General features: G+C 34.4%; 21 protein-coding genes. 18 read left to right on the top strand and 3 right to left on the bottom strand.

Going from position 1 to position 21,405, the window contains the following annotated elements:
* Positions 1–307 precede the first annotated feature (307 nt).
* The 13 genes from AZF04_RS16140 (at position 308) to AZF04_RS16190 (ending at position 14,711) form a co-directional block, all read left to right on the top strand.
* Positions 308–802: a sigma-70 family RNA polymerase sigma factor gene (locus tag AZF04_RS16140; protein WP_061949626.1), complete on the top strand. Its 495-nt coding sequence runs from the start codon at positions 308–310 to the stop codon at positions 800–802.
* Between the two features lie 103 nt (positions 803–905).
* Positions 906–1,133 carry a hypothetical protein gene (locus tag AZF04_RS16145; protein ID WP_061949627.1) on the top strand — a complete coding sequence of 76 codons (228 nt, stop codon included), beginning with the start codon at positions 906–908 and terminating at the stop codon, positions 1,131–1,133.
* Entirely contained in the window at positions 1,108–1,425 is a 318-nt protein-coding gene (locus AZF04_RS16150) for a hypothetical protein (protein ID WP_061949628.1), read from the top strand. Before AZF04_RS16145 ends, AZF04_RS16150 begins: the two co-directional genes overlap by 26 nt.
* On the top strand, positions 1,422–2,549 hold the full coding sequence (locus tag AZF04_RS16155; protein WP_061949629.1) for a DUF2800 domain-containing protein: 1,128 nt from the start codon (positions 1,422–1,424) through the stop codon (positions 2,547–2,549). The genes AZF04_RS16150 and AZF04_RS16155 overlap by 4 nt, the downstream gene beginning before the upstream one ends.
* Before the next feature lie 3 nt (positions 2,550–2,552).
* Positions 2,553–3,113, top strand: coding sequence for a DUF2815 family protein (locus AZF04_RS16160; RefSeq protein ID WP_061949630.1), 561 nt, complete (start codon positions 2,553–2,555; stop codon positions 3,111–3,113).
* A gap of 218 nt (positions 3,114–3,331) precedes the next feature.
* Positions 3,332–5,266, top strand: a complete 1,935-nt coding sequence (locus AZF04_RS16165; RefSeq protein ID WP_153017285.1) for a DNA polymerase — start codon at positions 3,332–3,334, stop codon at positions 5,264–5,266.
* 86 nt (positions 5,267–5,352) lie between these two features.
* Positions 5,353–6,189: a phage antirepressor gene (locus AZF04_RS16170; protein WP_061949632.1), complete on the top strand. Its 837-nt coding sequence runs from the start codon at positions 5,353–5,355 to the stop codon at positions 6,187–6,189.
* A 2-nt stretch (positions 6,190–6,191) separates the two neighbouring features.
* Positions 6,192–6,317 carry a hypothetical protein gene (locus tag AZF04_RS21845; RefSeq protein ID WP_268753432.1) on the top strand — a complete coding sequence of 42 codons (126 nt, stop codon included), beginning with the start codon at positions 6,192–6,194 and terminating at the stop codon, positions 6,315–6,317.
* Between the two features lie 82 nt (positions 6,318–6,399).
* Positions 6,400–6,813 carry a recombinase zinc ribbon domain-containing protein gene (locus AZF04_RS22110; protein ID WP_082795355.1) on the top strand — a complete coding sequence of 138 codons (414 nt, stop codon included), beginning with the start codon at positions 6,400–6,402 and terminating at the stop codon, positions 6,811–6,813.
* The gene (locus AZF04_RS16175; protein WP_369691771.1) at positions 6,731–7,969 is read left to right on the top strand and encodes a recombinase family protein; all 1,239 of its coding nucleotides are present in this window, start codon (positions 6,731–6,733) and stop codon (positions 7,967–7,969) included. Before AZF04_RS22110 ends, AZF04_RS16175 begins: the two co-directional genes overlap by 83 nt.
* Before the next feature lie 260 nt (positions 7,970–8,229).
* Complete coding sequence (locus AZF04_RS16180; protein ID WP_061949633.1) at positions 8,230–8,934, top strand: hypothetical protein; 705 nt, start codon at positions 8,230–8,232, stop codon at positions 8,932–8,934.
* A 102-nt stretch (positions 8,935–9,036) separates the two neighbouring features.
* Positions 9,037–9,882, top strand: coding sequence for a hypothetical protein (locus AZF04_RS16185; RefSeq protein WP_439950965.1), 846 nt, complete (start codon positions 9,037–9,039; stop codon positions 9,880–9,882).
* Between the two features lie 80 nt (positions 9,883–9,962).
* On the top strand, positions 9,963–14,711 hold the full coding sequence (locus AZF04_RS16190) for a protein NO VEIN domain-containing protein (protein WP_061949635.1): 4,749 nt from the start codon (positions 9,963–9,965) through the stop codon (positions 14,709–14,711).
* A 232-nt stretch (positions 14,712–14,943) separates the two neighbouring features.
* Here AZF04_RS16190 and AZF04_RS16195 read toward each other — a convergent pair whose 3' ends face one another.
* On the bottom strand, positions 14,944–15,372 hold the full coding sequence (locus AZF04_RS16195; protein WP_061949636.1) for a MarR family winged helix-turn-helix transcriptional regulator: 429 nt from the start codon (positions 15,370–15,372) through the stop codon (positions 14,944–14,946).
* A 119-nt stretch (positions 15,373–15,491) separates the two neighbouring features.
* Between AZF04_RS16195 and AZF04_RS16200 the strand changes: the two genes are divergently transcribed.
* Positions 15,492–16,082: an NAD(P)H-dependent oxidoreductase gene (locus AZF04_RS16200; RefSeq protein WP_061949710.1), complete on the top strand. Its 591-nt coding sequence runs from the start codon at positions 15,492–15,494 to the stop codon at positions 16,080–16,082.
* Positions 16,083–16,425: 343 nt separating this feature from the next.
* Positions 16,426–17,163: a ComEA family DNA-binding protein gene (locus AZF04_RS16205; RefSeq protein ID WP_061949637.1), complete on the top strand. Its 738-nt coding sequence runs from the start codon at positions 16,426–16,428 to the stop codon at positions 17,161–17,163.
* Between the two features lie 233 nt (positions 17,164–17,396).
* On the opposite strand, the gene AZF04_RS16210 is transcribed toward AZF04_RS16205, so the two are convergent.
* Together AZF04_RS16210 and AZF04_RS16215 are read right to left on the bottom strand one after the other, a co-directional pair.
* Positions 17,397–17,975: a rhomboid family intramembrane serine protease gene (locus tag AZF04_RS16210; protein WP_061949638.1), complete on the bottom strand. Its 579-nt coding sequence runs from the start codon at positions 17,973–17,975 to the stop codon at positions 17,397–17,399.
* Position 17,976: 1 nt separating this feature from the next.
* Positions 17,977–18,531, bottom strand: coding sequence for a PadR family transcriptional regulator (locus AZF04_RS16215; protein ID WP_061949639.1), 555 nt, complete (start codon positions 18,529–18,531; stop codon positions 17,977–17,979).
* A gap of 248 nt (positions 18,532–18,779) precedes the next feature.
* Between AZF04_RS16215 and AZF04_RS16220 the strand changes: the two genes are divergently transcribed.
* From AZF04_RS16220 to AZF04_RS16230, 3 genes are all read left to right on the top strand, one after another.
* On the top strand, positions 18,780–19,850 hold the full coding sequence (locus AZF04_RS16220; RefSeq protein WP_061949640.1) for a tetratricopeptide repeat protein: 1,071 nt from the start codon (positions 18,780–18,782) through the stop codon (positions 19,848–19,850).
* A gap of 526 nt (positions 19,851–20,376) precedes the next feature.
* Positions 20,377–20,700, top strand: a complete 324-nt coding sequence (locus tag AZF04_RS16225) for a hypothetical protein (RefSeq protein WP_061949641.1) — start codon at positions 20,377–20,379, stop codon at positions 20,698–20,700.
* 95 nt (positions 20,701–20,795) lie between these two features.
* Positions 20,796–21,263 (top strand): DUF7878 domain-containing protein, encoded by a 468-nt coding sequence (locus AZF04_RS16230; RefSeq protein WP_061949642.1) that lies wholly within the window; start codon positions 20,796–20,798, stop codon positions 21,261–21,263.
* Positions 21,264–21,405 lie beyond the last annotated feature (142 nt).

Consider the following 21,405-nt stretch of genomic DNA (forward strand, 5'->3'; position numbering starts at 1 on the left):
CGGGCATGAGGTGACCGCTAGGGTTGTCCATTTCTCACTTACAATAAAAACAGATGAGGGAAAGGTCTTTAATAGATTTCGAGATTCGATCGTTTCTCATCTAAAAAAATATCAAATGCCTGATTTGCAATAAGGGCAAAGGATACATATTGTTGCGCTACAGTCCACAGGAGGATTGTTGCGTTTCAATAGAAGTACCTTACCTTATTGCGCTCATTTTTAGGTTGAAAGGGTCTGTGTACTTCAAGCACAGGCCTATTTTTGTATCCTTTGCCGCCAATGCAATCCGGTGGAGAGGTGCAAAAACATGTCAAGAGCGTACAAAACAAGCAAAAAGAAGAGAACCAACTACATTTATTACACCGCTGAAGGAACAAAGATTGTTATAACCCCTAGTGAAGACGGAGTAACCGAAGCCGATATCGATCTTCTTCATTCCATGGATGATTTCGAAGTGGACGAGCAGCGCCGCTACGATTACCGAGTTACAGCCCATCTTGATGCTTATCATGATGGAGAAAATGATTCTGCCAATGATAGAAATAAGTACCTTTCTGATGAAAGTCTTAATCCTGAGAAGCATCTCCTTGAAATTGAAGATGAAGCTGAACACCAAGAATTACTGAAGCGACTGTCCGAGGCTATGGAACACCTGACACAGAAGGAAAAAGAACTATTTACGAAAAAATTCGTAGATAAACAGACAAACGTTGCCATAGCAGCTAAACTGGTTGTTTCAGAAACAACAATTCGGAAGCATCTAAAGAAACTTAAAGAAAAATTAGGAAAAATCTTAACATAAAATCTTCTTCAAAAAATTCTTTCCTAAAAAGGGGGTTCGAAAGAGCCCTCTTTTTCGCTTATCGGTGAGGGGAGATAAATCGCCCCTGGAAAGGAGACTGAATATGAGCCTGAAACACAAGGTCACAATCAATGTGGCAAAAACTGGGGGAGATAGAAGTCCTGTAATTCAAAGCAGCAGAAAAACGATCCGAAGTAGAATGCTAGATTTCTTATTTGGAAAGAAAGTAAGCTTGCTTGTCATTACTCCCGGTGACTCAGTCGAGACGGTAGAAATCAGGGAACTTAAGGAAGGAGGTGTCGGCCATGAGCAAAACCAAGCTTCTTCTTGATGTAGTCACTGATCTCATATCATTAGCAGACAGTCTTAAAACTGTTGCGGAAGCCTTAGCAAATAACGAGCCTGCCGAAAGGCCAAAGGAGGAACAACCTCAGCCTGAAGATCAGCCAGAGAAAAGGCAGGTTACTTTAGAAGAGGTAAGGGCTGTACTGGCTGAGAAGAGTCATGACGGATTTACAGCTAATGTGAGAGCTCTACTACAAAAGTATGGTGCATCTAAACTCAGCGAGATTGATCCAACCAAGTACTCTTCCCTGCTCTCTGATGCGGAGGGGTTAAAATGAGCAATCATGCCATCCTCTCTGCATCAGGGGCTCATCGCTGGATGAACTGTACACCATCGGCCAGGCTTGAGCTAGAGTTTGATGATAAAAGTGGTGAAGCGGCAGCCGAAGGAACCGCTGCCCATGCATTGAGTGAACACAAACTTCGAAAGGCACTGAGGATGCAATCAGACAAGCCTGTCTCGCAGTACGATTCTGATGAGATGGACAAGTTTACCGATGAATACGTGGAGTTCGTGCTTGAGATTATTGAGCAAGTCAAACAAGACTGTAATGATCCGCTCGTTTTAATTGAACAGCGTCTCGATTTTTCAACCTATGTTCCAGATAGTTTTGGGACCGGTGACTGTTTAATCATCGCTGACGGAACTCTTCACATAATCGATTTTAAGTACGGACAAGGTGTCTTGGTCAGTGCAGAGGAAAACCCACAAATGAAGCTCTATTCCCTTGGTGCACTAGAGTTATTTGATGGTATTTATGACATCGGTGAGGTTTCAATGACAATCTATCAACCTAGGCGAGAAAATGTTAGCACATCTACAGTTTCAAAAGAAAGTCTGTATCAATGGGCTGATGAAATTTTGAAACCTAAAGCAGAATTAGCTTTTACTGGTGACGGTAACTATTGTCCGGGTGAATGGTGCCAATTTTGTCGGGCAGCAGTGAAATGTAGAGCAAGAGCGGAAGAAAAAATGAAACTGGCAGTATTTGAATTTACTTTACCACCACTACTGTCAGATGAAGAAATCGCAGAGATTCTATCATCCCTAGGTGACCTTACTAACTGGGCAAACGACATCATGGCTTATGCAGCAAATGCAGCCATTAATCATGGGAAAGAGTGGCCGGGATTTAAGGTCGTTACAGGACGATCGAACCGCAAATACACAAATGAAAAAGCAGTAGCTGAAGCTGTGAAGAAGGCAGGCTATCAAGACATTTTCAGGCAAAGCCTCATCACGATTACCCAGATGGAAAAATTGCTAGGGAAGAAACGTTTTAATGAAATTTTAGGGGGGCTGGTCAAGAAGCCACCCGGAAAACCTGTGCTCGTACCTGTCTCAGATAAGCGTTCTGAAATAACAATTGGGACAGCAAAAAATGATTTTATGGAGGAATAAATAATGTCAAATAAAGTAAAAACAACAAACCCTACGAAAGTAATTACTGGAGTTGTAAGACTCTCTTATGCCAATGTGTGGGAACCAAAATCTATCAATGGTGGAGCTGAAAAATACAGTGTGAGTTTAATTATTCCTAAAAGTGATACAAAGACGCTCACAGCTATTAATGAGGCAATAAATGCTGCAATTGAAGAAGGTAAAGGGAAATTTGGCGGTAAGATCCCAAATAAAGCAGCCTTAAAGATTCCTCTTCGCGATGGAGATATTGATCGGCCTGATGATGAAGCCTATGCGAACAGTTACTTCGTCAATGCAAATAGCAATACACCTCCGCAAGTCGTAGATAAAGATATCAATCCAATTCTTGAGCGTTCGGAAATCTACTCAGGTGTCTACGCAAGAGTAAGTATTAACCTATATGCCTTCAACTCCAATGGAAACAAAGGTGTGGCGTGTGGCCTTGGTAATATTCAAAAGATCCGAGATGGAGAGCCTCTAGGTGGGCGAACAAATGCAGCTGAAGATTTTGCCACTGATGTGGATGATGACTTTCTATCATAAAGAAACAAATTAAAACTGAGGGGGGAGCTATAGCTGCTCCCTCTTCTGCTATTACTGAAAAGAAAGTTTGGAAGGGGATTTTTGGATATGAAGGTCAATATCAAGCTATTAGTTTCGGTAGGATTAGAAGACTTAAACCGAAAGTTTAGCGTAAAACCCTATGCGGTTTCCCAACAAACTAGCAGCATAAAGAGCGGGAGGACATTCAAATGACTAAAATAAAACAATTATCATGCGACATTGAAACCTTTTCATCAGTAGAACTTGGGAAATCAGGAGTTTATAAATATGCAGAAGCACCGGATTTTGAAATCTTACTTTTTGGCTACAGTGTAGATGGTGGACCAGTGAAAGTAGTTGATTTAATAAATGGTGAAAAAATTCCACAAGAAGTGCTGGATGCAATTTTAGATGACCATGTGATCAAATGGGCCTTTAATGCACAGTTTGAACGTATCTGTTTATCCCGTTACTATGGAGTGTGGTTAGAGCCTGATTCATGGCGCTGTACGATGGTGTGGTCCGCTTATCTTGGTCTTCCTCTTTCCTTAGAGGGAGCTGCAATTGTAACAGGGGCGGACAAGAAAAAACTGACGGAAGGTAAAGAGCTTATCCGGTATTTTTCGGTTCCTTGTAAGCCGACACAATCCAATGGTGGTCGTACACGAAATTTACCAGAACATGATCCGGATAGGTGGGATCGATATAAAACGTATAACATTCGCGATGTTGAAGCGGAGCTTTCAATTCAGTCAAAGCTCCAGAAGTTCCCTATGCCAGCTCAGGAATGGCAAAACTATATTTTAGATCAGCAAATCAACGATCGAGGTATTCAGCTAGATTTAGAATTAGTGCGTAACGCTATCCGATGTGATGAACAAACCAAAGAAGAACTTACAAGTCGATTAAAAGAACTTACGAAACTTGAAAACCCTAACTCTGTCGCACAGATGAAAAGCTGGCTTTCTGAGAATGGCTTGGAAACAGAGAGCCTTGATAAAGCATCCGTCAAAGCACTGCTAGAGACAGCACCTGCACATTTAAGAGAAGTATTAGAACTCCGTCAATTATTAGCCAAGTCCAGCGTGGAAAAATACACTGCCATGGAAAATGCAGTTTGTAGAGATGGAAGGGCTCGTGGTCTGTTGCAATTTTATGGTGCCAATCGAACTGGTAGATTTGCAGGAAGGCTTATTCAAGTGCAAAATCTTCCACAAAATCATCTGCTAGATTTGGAACAAGCACGAAAATTAGTAATAGGCGGTCACTTTGACGCACTGGATGTATTGTACGAATCTGCTCCTGGTGTCTTATCAGAATTAATACGTACTGCCTTTGTTCCAAAAGAAGGCCACAAGTTCATCGTTGCGGATTTCAGTGCTATTGAAGCAAGAGTCATTGCTTGGCTTTCAGGAGAAGCATGGAGAAATGAAGTGTTTGCTACCCATGGAAAAATATATGAAGCATCTGCTTCTCAAATGTTTAAAGTCCCCTTGGAGGAAGTCACAAAAGGAAGCCCGTTAAGACAAAAAGGTAAGATTGCTGAACTGGCCCTTGGATACGGCGGGTCGGTGGGTGCTTTAAAAGCAATGGGAGCTTTGGAGATGGGACTTACCGAAGGAGAACTGAAACCACTAGTCTACACTTGGCGTAATTCCAATCCTAATATTGTCAAGCTGTGGTGGGAAGTCGATCGGTCAGTAAAAGCAACGGTAAAAGAGAGAAGCAGGAAAGAAACACATCGGATCCGGTTTAGGTACCGTAGTGGAATGCTTTTGATTGAACTTCCATCTGGTAGACAGCTTACCTATGTAAAACCAAGGATGGACCTTAATAGTTTTGGCAACGAATCGGTGACTTATGAAGGTGTAGGAGCCACAAAAAAGTGGGAGCGTATTGATAGCTACGGTCCCAAATTTGTCGAAAACATTGTCCAAGCTATTTCAAGAGACCTTCTTTGTTTTGCCATGAGAAATTTAGATGAAGCAGGTTATAAGATTGTGATGCATGTTCATGACGAGGTAGTTTTGGGGGCTCCACACCAAGTTTCTGTTCAGGACGTTTGTGCTCTTATGTGCCAAACACCGACCTGGGCGCAAGGGCTCATCCTACCTGCCGACGGATTCGAATGTAATTTTTATAAAAAAGATTAGTTTGAGGGGGTTCGAGACCTCCTCTTTTTTCGCTTATAGCTGAGGACAACTTTTATCGTCCTATCACTATATGTGGGAGGTTCAATATGAAAGGACTAACGATTTTTAATTTCGAAGGCAGTGAAGTGCGTACTGTTCAGAAAAGCGGAGAAACTTGGTGGGTGGCAAAAGACGTGTGCGATGTGTTTGGAGAAACCAATCGAAATCGTGCTATGCAGTCCCTTGATGAAGATGAGAAGGGGTATACGCAAATGATTACCCCTGGCGGCGTGCAACAGGTAGCCATTGTAAATGAACCGGGACTTTATTCTTTATTATTCGCTATGCAGCCATCAAAAGCTAGAGGTGTTAGCGAAGATTACATTTCCAAAAGAGAGCGAAAGTTGAAGAAATTTAAACGTTGGGTAACTCACGAGGTTCTCCCTTCTATTCGCAAGCATGGGCTATATGCAGTAGATGAGTTGTTAGCAAATCCTGATCTTTGGATTAAGGCTTTACAAGAGCTCAAGGCAGAGCGTGAAAAGAATGCTGAGCTTACTACTACTATCGGTATTCAGGAACAACAGATTGCTGAAATGCAACCAAAAGCAAGTTATTACGATGTGGTGCTAAATTGCAAGGATGCGGTGGCTATTACGACTATTGCTAAAGATTATGGAAAGTCCGGTCGCTGGCTCAATGAATACCTTCACGATCTTGGGGTGCAGTTTCGTCAAGGTAAGATCTGGCTTTTGTATCAAAAATACGCCCAACATGGATATACGACAACAAAGACTCATACGTATCCTGGAAAAGATGGATCAATGCACTCCAAAGTTCACACATATTGGACGCAGAAAGGGCGACTGTTCATTTATGAGCTATTGAAAGATGATGGAATGCTGCCACTTATTGAACAAGAAACTGACAATGAGGTGGAGTAGTTATGGACAAGATTTCTTTTACTTTATATACGGCTGATTGCACAGGAAATCTATCAAACTGTATTTATCCTCAAAAGGCGGTCATTATGGGTAAGGCATCTTTTAAGGCAAGGTACAAAACCGAATAATGGTGTGTTAGACAGTTACTACATTAAAAACAACCATCCAGCAATAGTCTATGAAGAAGTATGGAACGCAGCCCAAAGAGAAATGCGATCTAGAGCAGAGGCAAAAGGGAATGTTGAAGGGGAAACAAATAAATACCAAACTAGATATAAACTAACCGGACTGCTTTATTGCAGCAAGTGTGGAGCAACATTAAAACGAAGGATTTGGAACAGTAAGCACCCTTGTAGAAAAGTAGTATGGCAGTGCAGCACTTACATTAAAAGCGGAAAAAATGCTTGTCCAGGAACTAGAATTGACGATGAGTTGATTGGCAAGCTCAACATAATAGAAGAAACCATTGTGGAGGAGGTTCTACAAGATGGCAAGAAACATTACCGTTATACCAGCAAAAGGGAACGGGCAGACCAATGCAATACAGTTAGAGCCGATGAAGAAAAAAATGGCAGCTTACTGCAGGGTATCAACAGACCAATTAGAGCAGTTATCAAGCTATGAAGCACAAGTTGAATATTATACAAACTACATTACTAACCATCCGGATTATGAGTTTGCAGGGATCTGCGCAGATGAGGGTATATCAGGAACGAACACGAAAAAGCGTGAACAATTCTTAAAAATGATTGAGGATTGTAAAGTTGGAAATATCGACATGATCATAACCAAATCAATATCAAGGTTTACTCGGAATACATTGGATTGTTTGAATTATGTAAGACAACTAAAGGACCTCGGAATTGGTGTAGTTTTTGAAAAGGAGAATATCAATACGTTAGATGGAAAAGGAGAGGTTTTGCTAAGTATCCTTTCAAGCTTGGCCCAAGATGAGAGTCGATCCATTTCGGAGAATTCAACCTGGGGAATCAGACGACGGTTTGAACAAGGGAAAGTATCAGTTAATCATACAAAGTTTCTCGGCTATGATAAAGATGACGATGGTAACCTTGTAATCAATGAAAAGCAGGCTAAAATTGTCAAACGAATTTATACAGACTATTTAAATGGCAAAGGTCCAAAAAGGATTGCTAGGGAACTTGAGACAGAAGGTATTCCGAACTGGAACGGGAAAGCTAAATGGTACGAAAGCAGCATCAGGAAAATGCTTAGTAATGAAAAATACAAAGGAGATGCCCTTCTACAAAAGACTTACACAGTAGACTTTTTATCAAAGAAAAGAGTTGAGAACACAGGGCAAGTTCCCAGGTATTATGTTGAAGAAAGCCATCCAGCTATTATTGATAAAGAGATGTGGGAAGCAGTTCAGCTAGAAATAGAAAGAAGGAAAGCATTTGCTGAAAAGCATGGGATAGTAAAAGTTGATTATGCTACGGTAGATAATCCTTTTGCAGGAAAAGTAATATGCGGACACTGTGGTAGCCCATTTGGGAGAAAGGTTTGGAATTCAACGGATGAGTATCTTAGAAGAGTTGTCTGGAGATGTAATGAGAAGTATAAGATCAAAGGCGAAGTAAAGTGTCAAAATAAACATATTGATGATAAGGCATTATATCAAGCGTTTATTAACACTTTTAATGGCATTCTAGAAAATAAAGATTACTTTATGCAGAAATGGCAGCAAAAGAATTCCAGCGGTAACTTCCTAGAAAAATATAGAGCGAAACAATTTTATAATCTTTTTTTTATCAGAGTTTGATATAGATTTGCACTTTAAACTTATTGAAAAAATGGTGGTGTTTGAAGGGAGAAAAATAATAGTAAGTTTGCTTGATGGGTTAGAGATTGAATGCCAAATTGAATAGGTCATTAATATGTCGGTTGGGGTGTATTCAACTTGGCCGGCTTTTTTTGTTTTTTAGTAAAAAATAATTCTATAGGGTGTTCACCCATAATAAGTATACATAGGTTCATTAGGGGAAATATTTCATAAAAAAGGTAAATAGGAGTGATCCCTAAGTGGAATTTATTTTAAACAAAACAACTATTTTTGATGAGAACATTGATGAAAAATTTAGTGAGGTACTGAAGTCTTCCAGAGATAGCCTTTCTGCAGGGAATGTCTATAAATTTACGGTGAGCTTTCATGTGAATTTATTAAATGATCCGAGGTTTGAGGAATTTATACTACCAGTTTCGAGAAAACGTAGTAATGATACCAGAAAAGATAAAATTTATGATGTGATGAGCTTTCAGTTGAAGAAGTTAGAAAAAGTATTAGAAGAAATAGATATTGAAGTCTATTCTACAACTATTCAAGGAGATCAATTAGCTGAAGAGAATATAGTGAAAATTGATATAGATAAAGATTTGACCTCTAACCAAAACACTTTAGGAAAAGGGAAAAATACGAAGAGAGGTAAAGTAAGTTCTGTTATTCCAAGTTTGCCATTTACGCAACAAAATATTACTAACATTGCTTCAGAAAGAATAAGTAAGTTATTTAATGAACTGATGAATATTATAAAAAATAAAAAAATAATGTCCGATATATTAGAAATTGATGAAACAGAGGATGAAAAAAAGTTGTTTAAGGCATTTGCAAAACGTTACGGTGGGTTGTGGCTTACTACTAGTGAAAAAGAAAAGGAATTATTAGATCAATTAAGAAACAGATGTGAATATGTTCTTAAGCAATATTCAGAAGAAAAGGAGAAAGATTAATAGGTGTAATAAGGACATTAGAAGTTTTCTTTGCCTTTTTACCAAATATTATAAATTATTGGTACAATGGTCTTAATGACGGCAAACCTTTATGCTCGCGAGGTGATAGAGTTGCTTACAATTGAAGAATATATTGCTAGAAGAAAAAAAGAAGACAAAATTGATGAATTTAACATAGATGAGAGAAATGAAAACATAAGGCTATGTGTCAATTATGTCTTTGAATATTTTAATAATTACTTAAACATTACTGAAGCTGAAGAAAAAACGGCCTTAAAAGATGAGAAGCTGGATAAATACAGAAAACAACTAAAAGATTACGAGCAGGAGATTATGGAGTGGCTGGTTGGTATTTACTTGGAGTATGGTAAGCAAATTAATAAAAATATAGGTAATATTTTAAAGGAAGACGAATTCTTTTTTCTGTACAGATCGGATAAGGAATTCAGATCGTTATCGTATGATTGCTATTCCAGATTAATCAAAAAGTTTCCTTTTTTAAAGGATCAAACGGAAATGTTATTTCTATTTATTAAGGACTATCACCGAGTTATGAGTCAAATTGAAATTACAAATGATAGCATTTTTATTTCTGATGAAATAAATGAGTGGATAAACAAAACATGGGTAAAGTACCAAATTAATTTACATGTATTCTCTTTCCAGTGGGTTAACTACTTTTGGGATAATGAGAATTTGTGGCCAGCTACTCATAGAAAAAAGAGTAATACCAACTATAGAAAATATGATTACGACATTAAACAAAAAAGTAAATTATTTAATCTGGATGCTCTTTATAGAAAAATGCCGAAGAAGCCGTATACCAAAGGAAGGAAGCAAGAATTCGAGATATTAATGATGTATTATTGGCTGCATGAACTACAAGGTGATGAAGGTTACTGGCAGGAATATCTAGAGAAAACATTGCCATTCCTACAATCAAAATAAATAGTGAATTTATTTAAGGGAGGTACATTAAATTATTCTCTTTAGTAATCTATTCTAATAAAAAGAGGGGAAGAGGAAAGTTGCTTAAATATTTTATAGAAAAAGAGTTGGCTAAAATTGAAAGGAGCTATTTAGATTCACCAGAAAAAATTGTATCGGAATACAATAATGAAATAAGGAATATTGAAGACTACCGAGGTAGACAATTACTGGAGCTTCTCCAAAATGCTGATGATGCATCAGTAACTGATAAAGAACGTAGTGTTCTTGTAAAGTTTGAAGGAAATAAACTAATTGTAGCAAACAATGGTGAACCATTTTCTAAAGAAGGTATTCTTTCATTAATGTATGCCAATTTAAGCCCTAAGTTTAGAGAACAGAATAAAATTGGAAATAAAGGGCTTGGGTTTAGATCCCTGCTTAGTTGGGCAAATTCTATTTACATAAAGAGTGAGGGTCTTTCAATAAAATTCTCTAAGGATAGTGCTAAGGACTTTCTGAGTAAAATATTAGAGAAAAAGAGTGACCATATACACAGATTAAAAGAATTGTCAGACGAAGAATTTCCAATAGCAACATTGTTAGCACCGAAATGGGTTGATGAAGTTCCGCAAGATTATATTGATTATGATACATATATTGTTATTGACTGTATCGACGAAGTTAAAGAGGATATTGAGAATCAATTAAAAGAAATAGATAAAGAAATTATGCTCTTTTTAAATAATGTTAATACTATAAAAATTCAGAGTGAGGTAAAGACCGAAAAATTTACACGAGAGTTTATAGATGAAAATCAAGTTAAAATTTATATATTTAAAGATGACGATCTAATAAATCAAAAGACTTGGTATTTAAATAGAGTAACAGATAAATTTCGTGGGAAGGATTATGAACTAATTGTAGCTTATAATGAGGATTTGAGCGATTCAAAAAATGTACTTTATAGCTATTTTAGAACTGATGTTGCTTTTCCTTTTCCCGCTATAGTTCACGGAACTTTTGATTTGAGTGGCAATAGGAACCAATTGATAAAGAATAAAGAAAATGATTTTTTGATTGAGAAATTAGTTGAACTATTAATAGACACAGCAATAAAGATTACAAATAGTACCGATGAAGTAGATTACGGCGCTTTAAAACTTTTAGCTTTTGAAGAACGATTCGATCCGATAATGAATGACTATTTTAAGTTTAAAGAAAAGTTAATTGAAAAAATTAAACAGAGCCCTGTATTCCCTACAATAGCAGGAACATATATAACACACCAAGAAAGACCGGTGTTTTATAGTTCTCCATATGCCGATATTCTACCTAGTAATACTTTTGGAAAATTACTTTTGTATACTGAAGATGAAAAAATAATAGACCTTTTGAAAAGGGTAGGGAATTTTACTTATAAGTACGATTATTTTATAAAATCTATAAATAAAGTTGTGAATAAACTTACTGTCACACAAAAGGTTTTGTGTATTAAATTCCTTTTAAATGATTATAAAAAAGAATTGAGCGATGAAAATAACATAAAACCATTACTCTTAATTGACAATGATGGTAATCCTATAAAAGAAGATATAGAGGTCTTTCTGCCGGCAGAAAATGAACTTTTTAATAATATGCCGGAATTTGTAAAATTAAAGTTTTTAAATAAAGAAATGTTTAATATTTTAAGGAGAGAATACGGAAATACAAATGCAAGAGGGATTGCTGATAAATTAAAGGATTTAAATGTTTTTGAATATAGCTTTGATCCGGTTCTCAGGAGGATTTCCAATCTCACATGGAAGCTATTTGAAGAACAGGGTAATCAGGAATCGTATATAATCGATTTTTTATCCTGGCTCTTTACCGTTTTTGTGACCAGTAAAGAAAAAGAAAATTTGCCACAAATTCAAACCACTCTAAATGTACCGGTGTTAAGTAGGGATGGTACTGTTGAGAAGGCTGATGAACTATATTTTGGAAATGAATATAAAAATATTATTTGTGAAAAAATTTTACAGAATATTAGTGGGGTTCACTTTATTTGTGATTACAAAAAAATTCAATTTGAAAGTAATGACCTTAATTTAATTATTGATTTCTTTAAGTGGCTAGGTGTTGCTACTTTCCCTAGAGATGCTGTTTTTCGATTAAAGACTAACGAGCAAAAAGAATATTGCGATTATGTGTTTAAAGACTTAAATCCTATTAAAATTCAAGATTATGATTTTAATAATATACAAGAGCTTAAAAACAAAATTTATTCAATCAATTCAGTTAATGTGCTGCAAATAAAATTACTGGATGAAATACTTGCTAAGGCTGACTTTGAAGATATTTTAGTTTGGCTAATTTATGATAGTAGAATGAAAAATATTATTGAATCAAATACGGAATTGTTAAACACGGCTAAAATAGAAATTCAGTTCAAACCTTCAAATAGTAATGTAAGGAAAATGTATTATCATCAAATGGGATCATATTTTTTATGGAAATTGAGAAAAACCCCTTGGATAAAGACTCATAGTGGAACCAAGGTAGTACCTAGTAAGTGTTGTTTAGCCAAAAATATCAGTAAAGAATTTTCTCCACTGATTGAAATTCCAGATATTGATTATTCTAAACCTATTTTCAAATCATACAAAATCAATCGTGAAGATGTAGAATATTGGTTAAGTAAAATAGGTGTTCCTAAGGACTTTAGTGATTTTAACACTTCAACTGTATACTCGATATTGCTTAAATTACCTTTGGTTGATAAGGATGGTAAAAACGCTAAAACATTATACAGACAAATTGTTCAAAATTCCTCTGAGGATAAGTGGGATAAGAATAATAGTTTTTATAAGCAGTACATGAATGAAGGAAAAGTTTATGCGAATCTTAATGGTACAAAAGATTATTTTCCAATAAAAGATGTTTATTATCTCGATAATAGAATGCTCTGCGAGGATGTTATCAAGCAATTTCCTATACTTGAATTAGAAAAGAGACAAAATATTAAAAACGTTAATGCAATATTAGGAGTTAGGCCCTTAAAAAATGTACATTTCAAAATTATAGAAGAGCCGACACTCCATGAATTAAATAAGAAATTTCAGTTAGATTTGCAAGTTTTTTTACCTTATGTCTATTGTTTTAGAATTGATAAAGATTCAAACCATCAAGAGAGAAATGCCTTGAAAGAAACAAAGATTTATTTATGCACAGATATAAAAGCAGTCTATAGAATAGACGGTATAGAAAATACATTTGAAGTAAATCCATATGAATATATTTATCTTGAAAATGATAAAAGTATATTTATAAAAGTAGAAGCAAACAACCACAAAGACTTAAACGATTTGAAAAGTGATTTTAAATTTTGTGAAGCAATTGCTGAGGTATTTGCAGGGATAATTAAGGTTGAAGAAAATCGTAAAGATTTTAGGGAGCTCTATGCGAAGAATATTTCAAAGAGAGATGCAACATTACGTAGTGATTTAGATGATGAAAAGCTTTTAAAACTTAATGAATCAAAAAAGTGGTTAGAAATAGTTACTGATAATAAAATTGATTTTTGGAGCACGATAGTTAGTATAGTCAGTCCAGGTGTTTCCTTACCAGAAGATGAAGATAAGTTAGTAGAGTTTTTAAAATTTAAACTTGCAATTAACTCACCACTAATCGACAGGCTGTTTTATGATTTCAATTATGATGATTTAGATGGAAAAGATAAAAATATTGAAATTTTAATAGCTCTTTTTAAAATGCTAAATTTAGACGTTTCGGTATTTAATAACTATAACGCCAGAGAAATTAATTTGATAGATTTTTATAAAAACAAGATAGAAAGTCTTAAAAGTAATTACATGAAGAAATACTATTGCTATCTATATAACGAGCTTTTTAGTAAAGAATTAGCGGAGAAAAAATTGTTTGAAAAAAGAAAATCTGAGTTCATTAATCTTCTTATTGAACCTGAAAATTCCGTGAAATACGAAGCTGAAAATGAATTTTTTATTAAATTGAATTTGAAGAAAAAAGAATTAAATAATATTCATTCATTGGATTTGAGTAAGCTCTTCTATGATAACAGATTAGAATTTCTTACAAAATTAAATTCAATAGGTGTAAATGAAAGTGACTTTGAAAGTTTTTGTGACGTCCCAGAAAATAAAAGTTTAATATATTTTAAGGAATATGATGAGTTAATTAAGAAATTCCAAAAAACAATGATAAATAATCCTAGCAATAATAGAGATGGAAAAGGTCATACTGAGAAGACAAAAGAAGAAACGCTAACTGATATATTATCAAATATTCTTACAGGTGCTGGTACAGAAATAGTTCCGGGAAATCCGAAAAAACCAAAAGTATTAAAAAAAGAAGATAGTACTGGGGGAGGACATTCTGGTGGGAATGGAAGATTATCTGAAAAACAAAAACAAAGAATCGGTTTTACTGGAGAGGGACATGTATACAAAAATTTAATTAAAAAGTATGGAAAAGAAAATGTTATTTGGTCTTCGGAGTACGGAAAAATAGCAAATAAAAATGAAGATGGTAAAGATGGACTAGGTTATGACTTTAAGTATATAGATGATAAAGGTAATCATAAATTTGTTGAAGTTAAATCAACAACAGGTAATGAAATAGTCTTTTATATAACTAAAGACGAGGTTAATTTCGCCGAAAAGCACAGGGATTCTTATGAATTATATATTGTAGTAAATGTGTTTGACGAAGAAACCAGAAAGATTATTAATCTCGATAATATCTTTACTTATTCAGACGAAGAGACGTTTACGAATAATGGTAAATTTATTGTAGAAAATAAAGATTATAAAATTAAAGCGGAGCTTTAATAAGATTTTATGCCCTCTGATAAAGAGCATTTTTATAGGGGGGGGACATCTTTACGCAAAAACAATTATTTGTGTTTTAGTATCATGATTACGCACACAACACATGTGGAGTAGCGTGGCTCAGTTAGAGTTGAAATAACTTGGTATTAATAGATTTAGTGGATTTAATTAAATAATGAAGTGTGTTTTATATTCCCTCAGACTATTAGTTTGAGGGTTTTCTTTTACCAACCTATTCTAAAAATTTAGTTTGTAAAATGATGATTGCCTCTTGAATTTCTTTTAGTTCGGACTCTGTCAAATTGTTAATTCGCTCATTGAATTTTAATTCAAGCTGTTGAAACACTTTATTCATTAGTTCTGTTCCATCTTCTGTAAGACGAATATCAAACTTGCGGCGATCATTCGGATCTATCATTTTTTCGCATAGTTGGCTCTGAATTAATTTTTTTAACTCGCGGCTAGAATTAGGTAAAGATAAGTGTAAGCATTCACTGATTTCACTGAGGGTTACTGGTTGGCTAACCGTAATGAACTCTAATATTTTATATTGAACGCTAGTTATGTTTTCAATCCTGATTTCTTTTGTCATATCGTTTGTCACTTGGTGTACAGATGCGGTAAATCGAACAAACTGTTGGAAAAGCTCCCCTCTGTCCATATAAATCACCTCATTTACAAATTATCAAATATATTATCAAAAAACAATTATCAATTGACAACTAAATTACGAGGATGTTATCCTTTAGTTATCAAATGATAACTAAAGGGCGTGCTTTTTTGAATGTATTAATTGTTTTTACCCATCCTGATCACCAAAGCTTAAGCTACTCATTTTTACAAGCTGTACTTCAAGGGTGTAAGGAAAATCATGTTATACAGAATGTTCAGGTTTTAGATTTATATCGTGAAAATTTCAATCCGGTCCTTTTTTTTGATGAGAAAAAGAAGAGACGTAATATGTATAAAGACCCAGAATTAGAAAAATATCGTAATCAACTATCATGGGCTGAAAAGATTATTTTTATTTACCCTATATGGTGGGGAAGGCCTCCTGCTATGTTAATGGGTTATATGGATAAAATGTTTGCTTCAGGGTTTGCCTACAAAGATAATGGTAAGTTGTTACCAGAGGGTTTGTTGATGGGGAAATCGGTTGTTTGTATTTCTGTAATGAAGGGTCCAACTTTTTATCCAATGTTTTGGTTAAATAATGCTCATAAAGTTTTACTGCGCAAAGCACTATTTAATTACGTAGGCATTAAAAAGGTAAAGTTTTTTGAGTTTGGTCATATGGAAAATTCTAAGGGGAAACATTTTGAAAAAATAAAAAAAGTATATCAATATTTTCAAAAGTTAAACATAGCTTAACACGATAAATTTAATCAATTGTTGGCGAGTGTGAGTTAGGAGGGCAAACCTTTACACAAATTCAATATTACGTATCAAAACAGAAGTCTAGTGAGTGGCACAGGTATTTGAAAGTGTATAATTAAATAATGTTATGAGTCAGGCTCCATTTTCGTGAAAAAATAAACATTTCTGATTTATCGTAATATGATATGTTGAGTAATTAGACAAGTATAGTGGGATTTTTTTGACTAGTTTTGTCGAAATAGTAAAATTTTCTTAGTTTGATGATACAATTTCCATGGCTGATATAAAAATATTGTTATATCTTTACCGCAAATCTGTTTAATGGGAGACAGCATCTATGGAAAAAGTCTTATTTTTATTAGTAGTTTTTGCACTATTTGTTATGCTAGGTTATTGGTTTTTAACAAAGCAATATAAAGGATTACACAATAAGCGATTATTATTCCTTCCTTTGATTTTATGTATAGGTTTTATTGCTGGGTGTGGAAGTGGACAAGAGTCAGTTTCTATTGAGGAGATGCAGGCAGAAAATAAAGATCTTCAGTTATCAGTAGCAGAAATAGAAGAGGAAGTTGAAGAGCTTCTTTCAAAAATAGAGGAGTACGAAGAACTTCTAGACGAGAGAAAAGAATTAATCGCAACACAAGAAAAAGAGATTGAATCCTTATCAAATGAAGCTAGCTTAGAAAAGTTGGAAGAAAAGGATGAGGAAATAGCACAATTAAAAAAAGAGATTAATTCGAATGAAGCAGATTTAGAAAATAATAATGTAACCATCCAATCATTAGAAAAACAAGTAAAAAAATTAACAGAAGCAGAAAGTACAGCTCAAGTTACGGAAACATCTAGTGAATTAGAAACGGAGAGTAGTTGTCCAGCTGGAACGATTAGCATTAATACAGCTTCTTTTCATGAACTACAAGGAATCCATCAAATTGGACCAGATAGGGCTCAACAAATTATTGATATGAGAAGCAGTCCTTTTTCAAGCTATAGCAGTCTTACTCGAATAAGTGGTATTGGCGATAAGAGAGTTGTAGAAATTGAACAGCAAGGGATTATTTGTTTTGATTAGAGAGAATTATTTCATTATTTGTGAAGGATGAAGCATTAGGAGTTATTAAGAGGCTATTAAATCCAGTGAGTGTATAAATATATTGTCATCCCGGTTTTCCTATTTAGAAATCCGGGATTTGTCCTTGCAAAATTGTAAAAATAAATGGTGATAATTTACATTTGGAAGATTAAGTTCCACTAAACTCATTCTGTATTAACCACTATTTTTTCAGTTTGGTTTTTTATTCTTTCTCATTCAGAGAACTCTAGGTTAGTATGTTTATTTTTGTAAACGAATAGAAAAAGTATGCCAGTTAAAGCTCCTATTAGATGCGGTATATGCCCTACCGAACTCATCCAGTCAAAAGCCAAAGCCAATAACGAAATGACGACAATAAACAGAGGTAATATGAAATTTGGGAGATTAAACAGTATCTCTTTTTTCCAAGGGAACGCTAAATGGTAATAAAATAAGATAGCAATACCAGCTACGCTGAAGCCAATTCCTCCAGTTTGAAATAAAATAAGAGTAATCCCTCCCGCCAAAATAGATATAGAAACTAATAAGATATATCTAATTTTACCTAGTAGCTGTTCAACCCACATTCCAATAAATAGCAGAAGTAGCATGTTAATTGAATAATGATACCATTCGATATGCAGAAAACCATGAGTAATAAGGGTGAACCAATTTTGTGGAAATTCATCAAAAGCTACCGCTAAAAATCGGAGGTTTTCAGGAGTAGTCAATTGCCCAATTAGAAAAATAAAAGTACAAAGCCCAAAGAAGATTAAAGTAACAATTGATTTTCTTAATACTAAAAAATCCATATTAATCCTCCTTATTTTGCAATAAATCTAGCGTTTCATCAGCCCACTCAATTTCTGCATGTATCGACTTAATCGCTCTTCTTATCGTTAATAACCAATAAAATAATGAGCTTTCCATTTTATTTTCCTCTGCATCTTTTTCTGCAAATGCTTTGATAGTCGTTAATACTTCAATCGATTTTTCTTGTTGTTTTATATATCTTTTAAGTTCAAAGCTTAACTCATATTTCTCGATAAATTCTCCAAAAAAGATTCTCATCATAAATTCATCGCGTATAGGAGCATTTAAATCTTGGGGGAATTTCTGCATCCAAAGTTCAAATTCTTCATTCCCTTTCTCAGTGATCGAATAGACTTTTCTATCAAACTTACTGTCTTGTTCAATTACTGTAGAGGTTACGTAATTTTTCTGTTCAAGCCCCTTCAACTCTCTGTAAATTTGGCTAGTCTTAGCATTCCACATGAATTGTAAAGAGGAATTAAAGGTTTTTTGCAAATCATATCCTGACATGTTTTCATATTTCAATAAACCTAATATCCCAAATTTTAAACTCATAATAATCACCTTTTTATATTGAACTTGTTATATATAATATATTCAAAATAAAAAATTATGTCAACCGAATGAGAAAAATGGTGTGGATATCTTTTTTAATCTCTTTAAAAAAACTGCAATTTATAAACAAATACTTTGTATCTTACCTTAATTTTCAAGTTGTTTTATGGTAATATATGACTAGTTTTATAGTAGGATAATAGTTAACCGGAGATAGAAGTGACATGGCATGAAGAGGAGAATATAGAATGTTTTTTAAGAAAAAAAAGCAAAGCGTTTTGTATGTAAATACTTATAACGATAAGGGTTTTGATAAGGACGGCAAGCATAGAAATGGAACCCTTCATGGTCCTGAAGGTTACGATATGTTCGGCTATGATAGAAGAGGGTTTGACAAGAGTGGTAAATACAAAAATGGAACAGCTTTTGATGATAAAGGCTATGATGTTGAAGGTCATGATAAGCACGGCTTTAATAAAGAAGGGATTCACTTTAATGGAACCCGATACAATAATGATGGTTTGTCAAAAGGACAGTTAATAAATGGAATGACAAAATCTAAGATAAATAAATCTAAAAATAAAAACCATACTCATTTAAATGCTATAAAAAATAAGAATACTAGAGATGATTCATTGATTTTTGAAAAATTGTTTAAAAAACATTTTCCACAAGGCTATCAAACCTATTCCGCAATCTTAACGAATACTTCGATAGAAAAATATACTTTATCTTTACTTTCTAATTATAATGGGACGTATGAATTAGAGGATGCTCTATTAGGCGCATTGATTATCCATGTTAAATTAGGAAACATAGCTGGATATAAGGTTGATGAGCTAATAATGAAACTAAATTGTTCAAAAGCCTTTGACGAGGATATAAAATCTATTAAATCTCCTATTGCAAAGATAAAGCTAGCTGCTGAAAATGGCTCAATTGAGGATCAAGTCTGCTTAGGCGAGATGCATTTTAAAGGCAATGGAGTAGAAGAGGATTATATAGAAGCACTAAAGTGGTTTAGTATGGCTGCAATAAATAAGAATGCCCATGCTCTGAATCGATTGGGTGAAATGTATCAATATGGTTATGGAGTGAAAAGTAACGATCAAGAAGCCGTTAATTGGTATAAGAAGGCTGTACGAAAAGGATTTTCAGATGCTGAATTTAGGTTAGGATGGATGTATGAAAAGGGTAGAGGTGGTTTAACAAAGGATCTCAATCAGGCTCTTGCTTATTATAGATCAGCAGCCAGTAAGGGTCATAAGACGGCTCAAGATTACGTTAATGTCTATGAGCAATTAAATCGCCGACTGTAGAGTTGATAGACTAATTTTTATTTAGAACGAAGAATTTGCAAAAGAATGCTGACTTATATAGAAAATGAACTGATTTAAAAAGGAGAATAATTAAGAGTAAGTTGATGGTTATCTTATCTTTTATCTATCTCAATTCGCTTCACTACTGTGGTAGTTTTTTGGTAAAAGGTAGTATTTGAGTGAATTTCATCAATGCGAATCAAACCGAACATTTAATATAAAATATGTTTTATGAATTCACTTATTGATTGAAACGGAATGTAGGGACTCCCGAAGGAAAAGCGCAGTGTGAAGATCCACTCTGACGACAAGCCCTTGGGAAAGCATCTACCTAAAGTGGAAATCAAAAACCAAATCGTTCGGTTCTCATTATAACTAGTTCAGCTACATATAGTATTATTTGAAGGAGATGGATTTTACTAACAGAGAAAGTGATTGATGAGAAGGCAAAATCATTTTCCATGGTGGGAATGAATGACAGAGCTGTAGGTTAATTTCGTTTAAAGAGAGAGTGTGGGATTATGCCATGTATACGTATGATTCATTTGAGCATTTAGGAACCTTCATTCTACTGCGGCCCGTTTTTATCACCGTTTTAGCTGCCATACTAATTATTTTTATGTCAATACTGATACCAAAATTTAGAGTAAAGTATAACAATGTAACTCCAATCGTTTTAGCTTCTATTCTCGGAACCATCTTAATTTCTCAACTCTTATTTTATGATAGCATCATTGTAGATGAATTAGGCTTAAATGGAGATTCAGTTACATTCTTTTTGCTTATTTTTACTTTTGTTTTTGCCGTGCTTAATCCTTGTTTATATCTTTGGATGAGAAGCCGTAATTAGGAGAGCAAAAAACATACGATGAGAGCCTCTTCGATTTGAAGTGGCTGCTTTAATTGCAAGTAACTATTTTACTGTTTGGGAAAGAGGTGGACAACATGTCTAATAAAATTACTTTTGATTATCAGTTTATTAGTGATAGAGGGATGATCTCAGATAAAAAGAGAAGAGATGTTCCAACTATTTTAGCGGTAGATGCAACATTTACAATCAGGATCAATAACGAATTATACTTTGAAGCAGACCTTGCTATACTCGAATTTTATAAAGCTATATATAGATGGAAGGAAAAGATTACGGAGAAGAATATTCCCGAATTTCATTATTATACGATAGAATATGATGATTATGAAGATGGTGCGATTCTATCTTTTATTCCATTTTCCAACATGGCAAGAGTTAAATCGATTTGGGCAGAACAAGAGTTATATAATGTTTTTGATTTAGATTATATAGTAGAAGAGTTTATTCAGCTAGAGAACCATTTAAGAGACGATATTGAAAGTTATTATGACATACATTTAAAGAGGTTTATTCAGCATATCCCTTTCCAAAGTAGCTATTAAAAACAAAAATATAGAAAGAGTTGATTGAAATGCTAGATATATTATTGGTTATTACGGTATTCATTGTCGCGATTTTAGTATCGTACACCATCTTCGGAAAAAAGAAGAGAGTCGAAATTACTAGATGATACGACAGATAGCT

Origin of the sequence: Alkalihalobacillus trypoxylicola (assembly GCF_001590785.1) — a bacterium.
GTDB classification, from domain to species: Bacteria; Bacillota; Bacilli; order Bacillales; family Bacillaceae_D; genus Alkalihalobacillus; species Alkalihalobacillus trypoxylicola.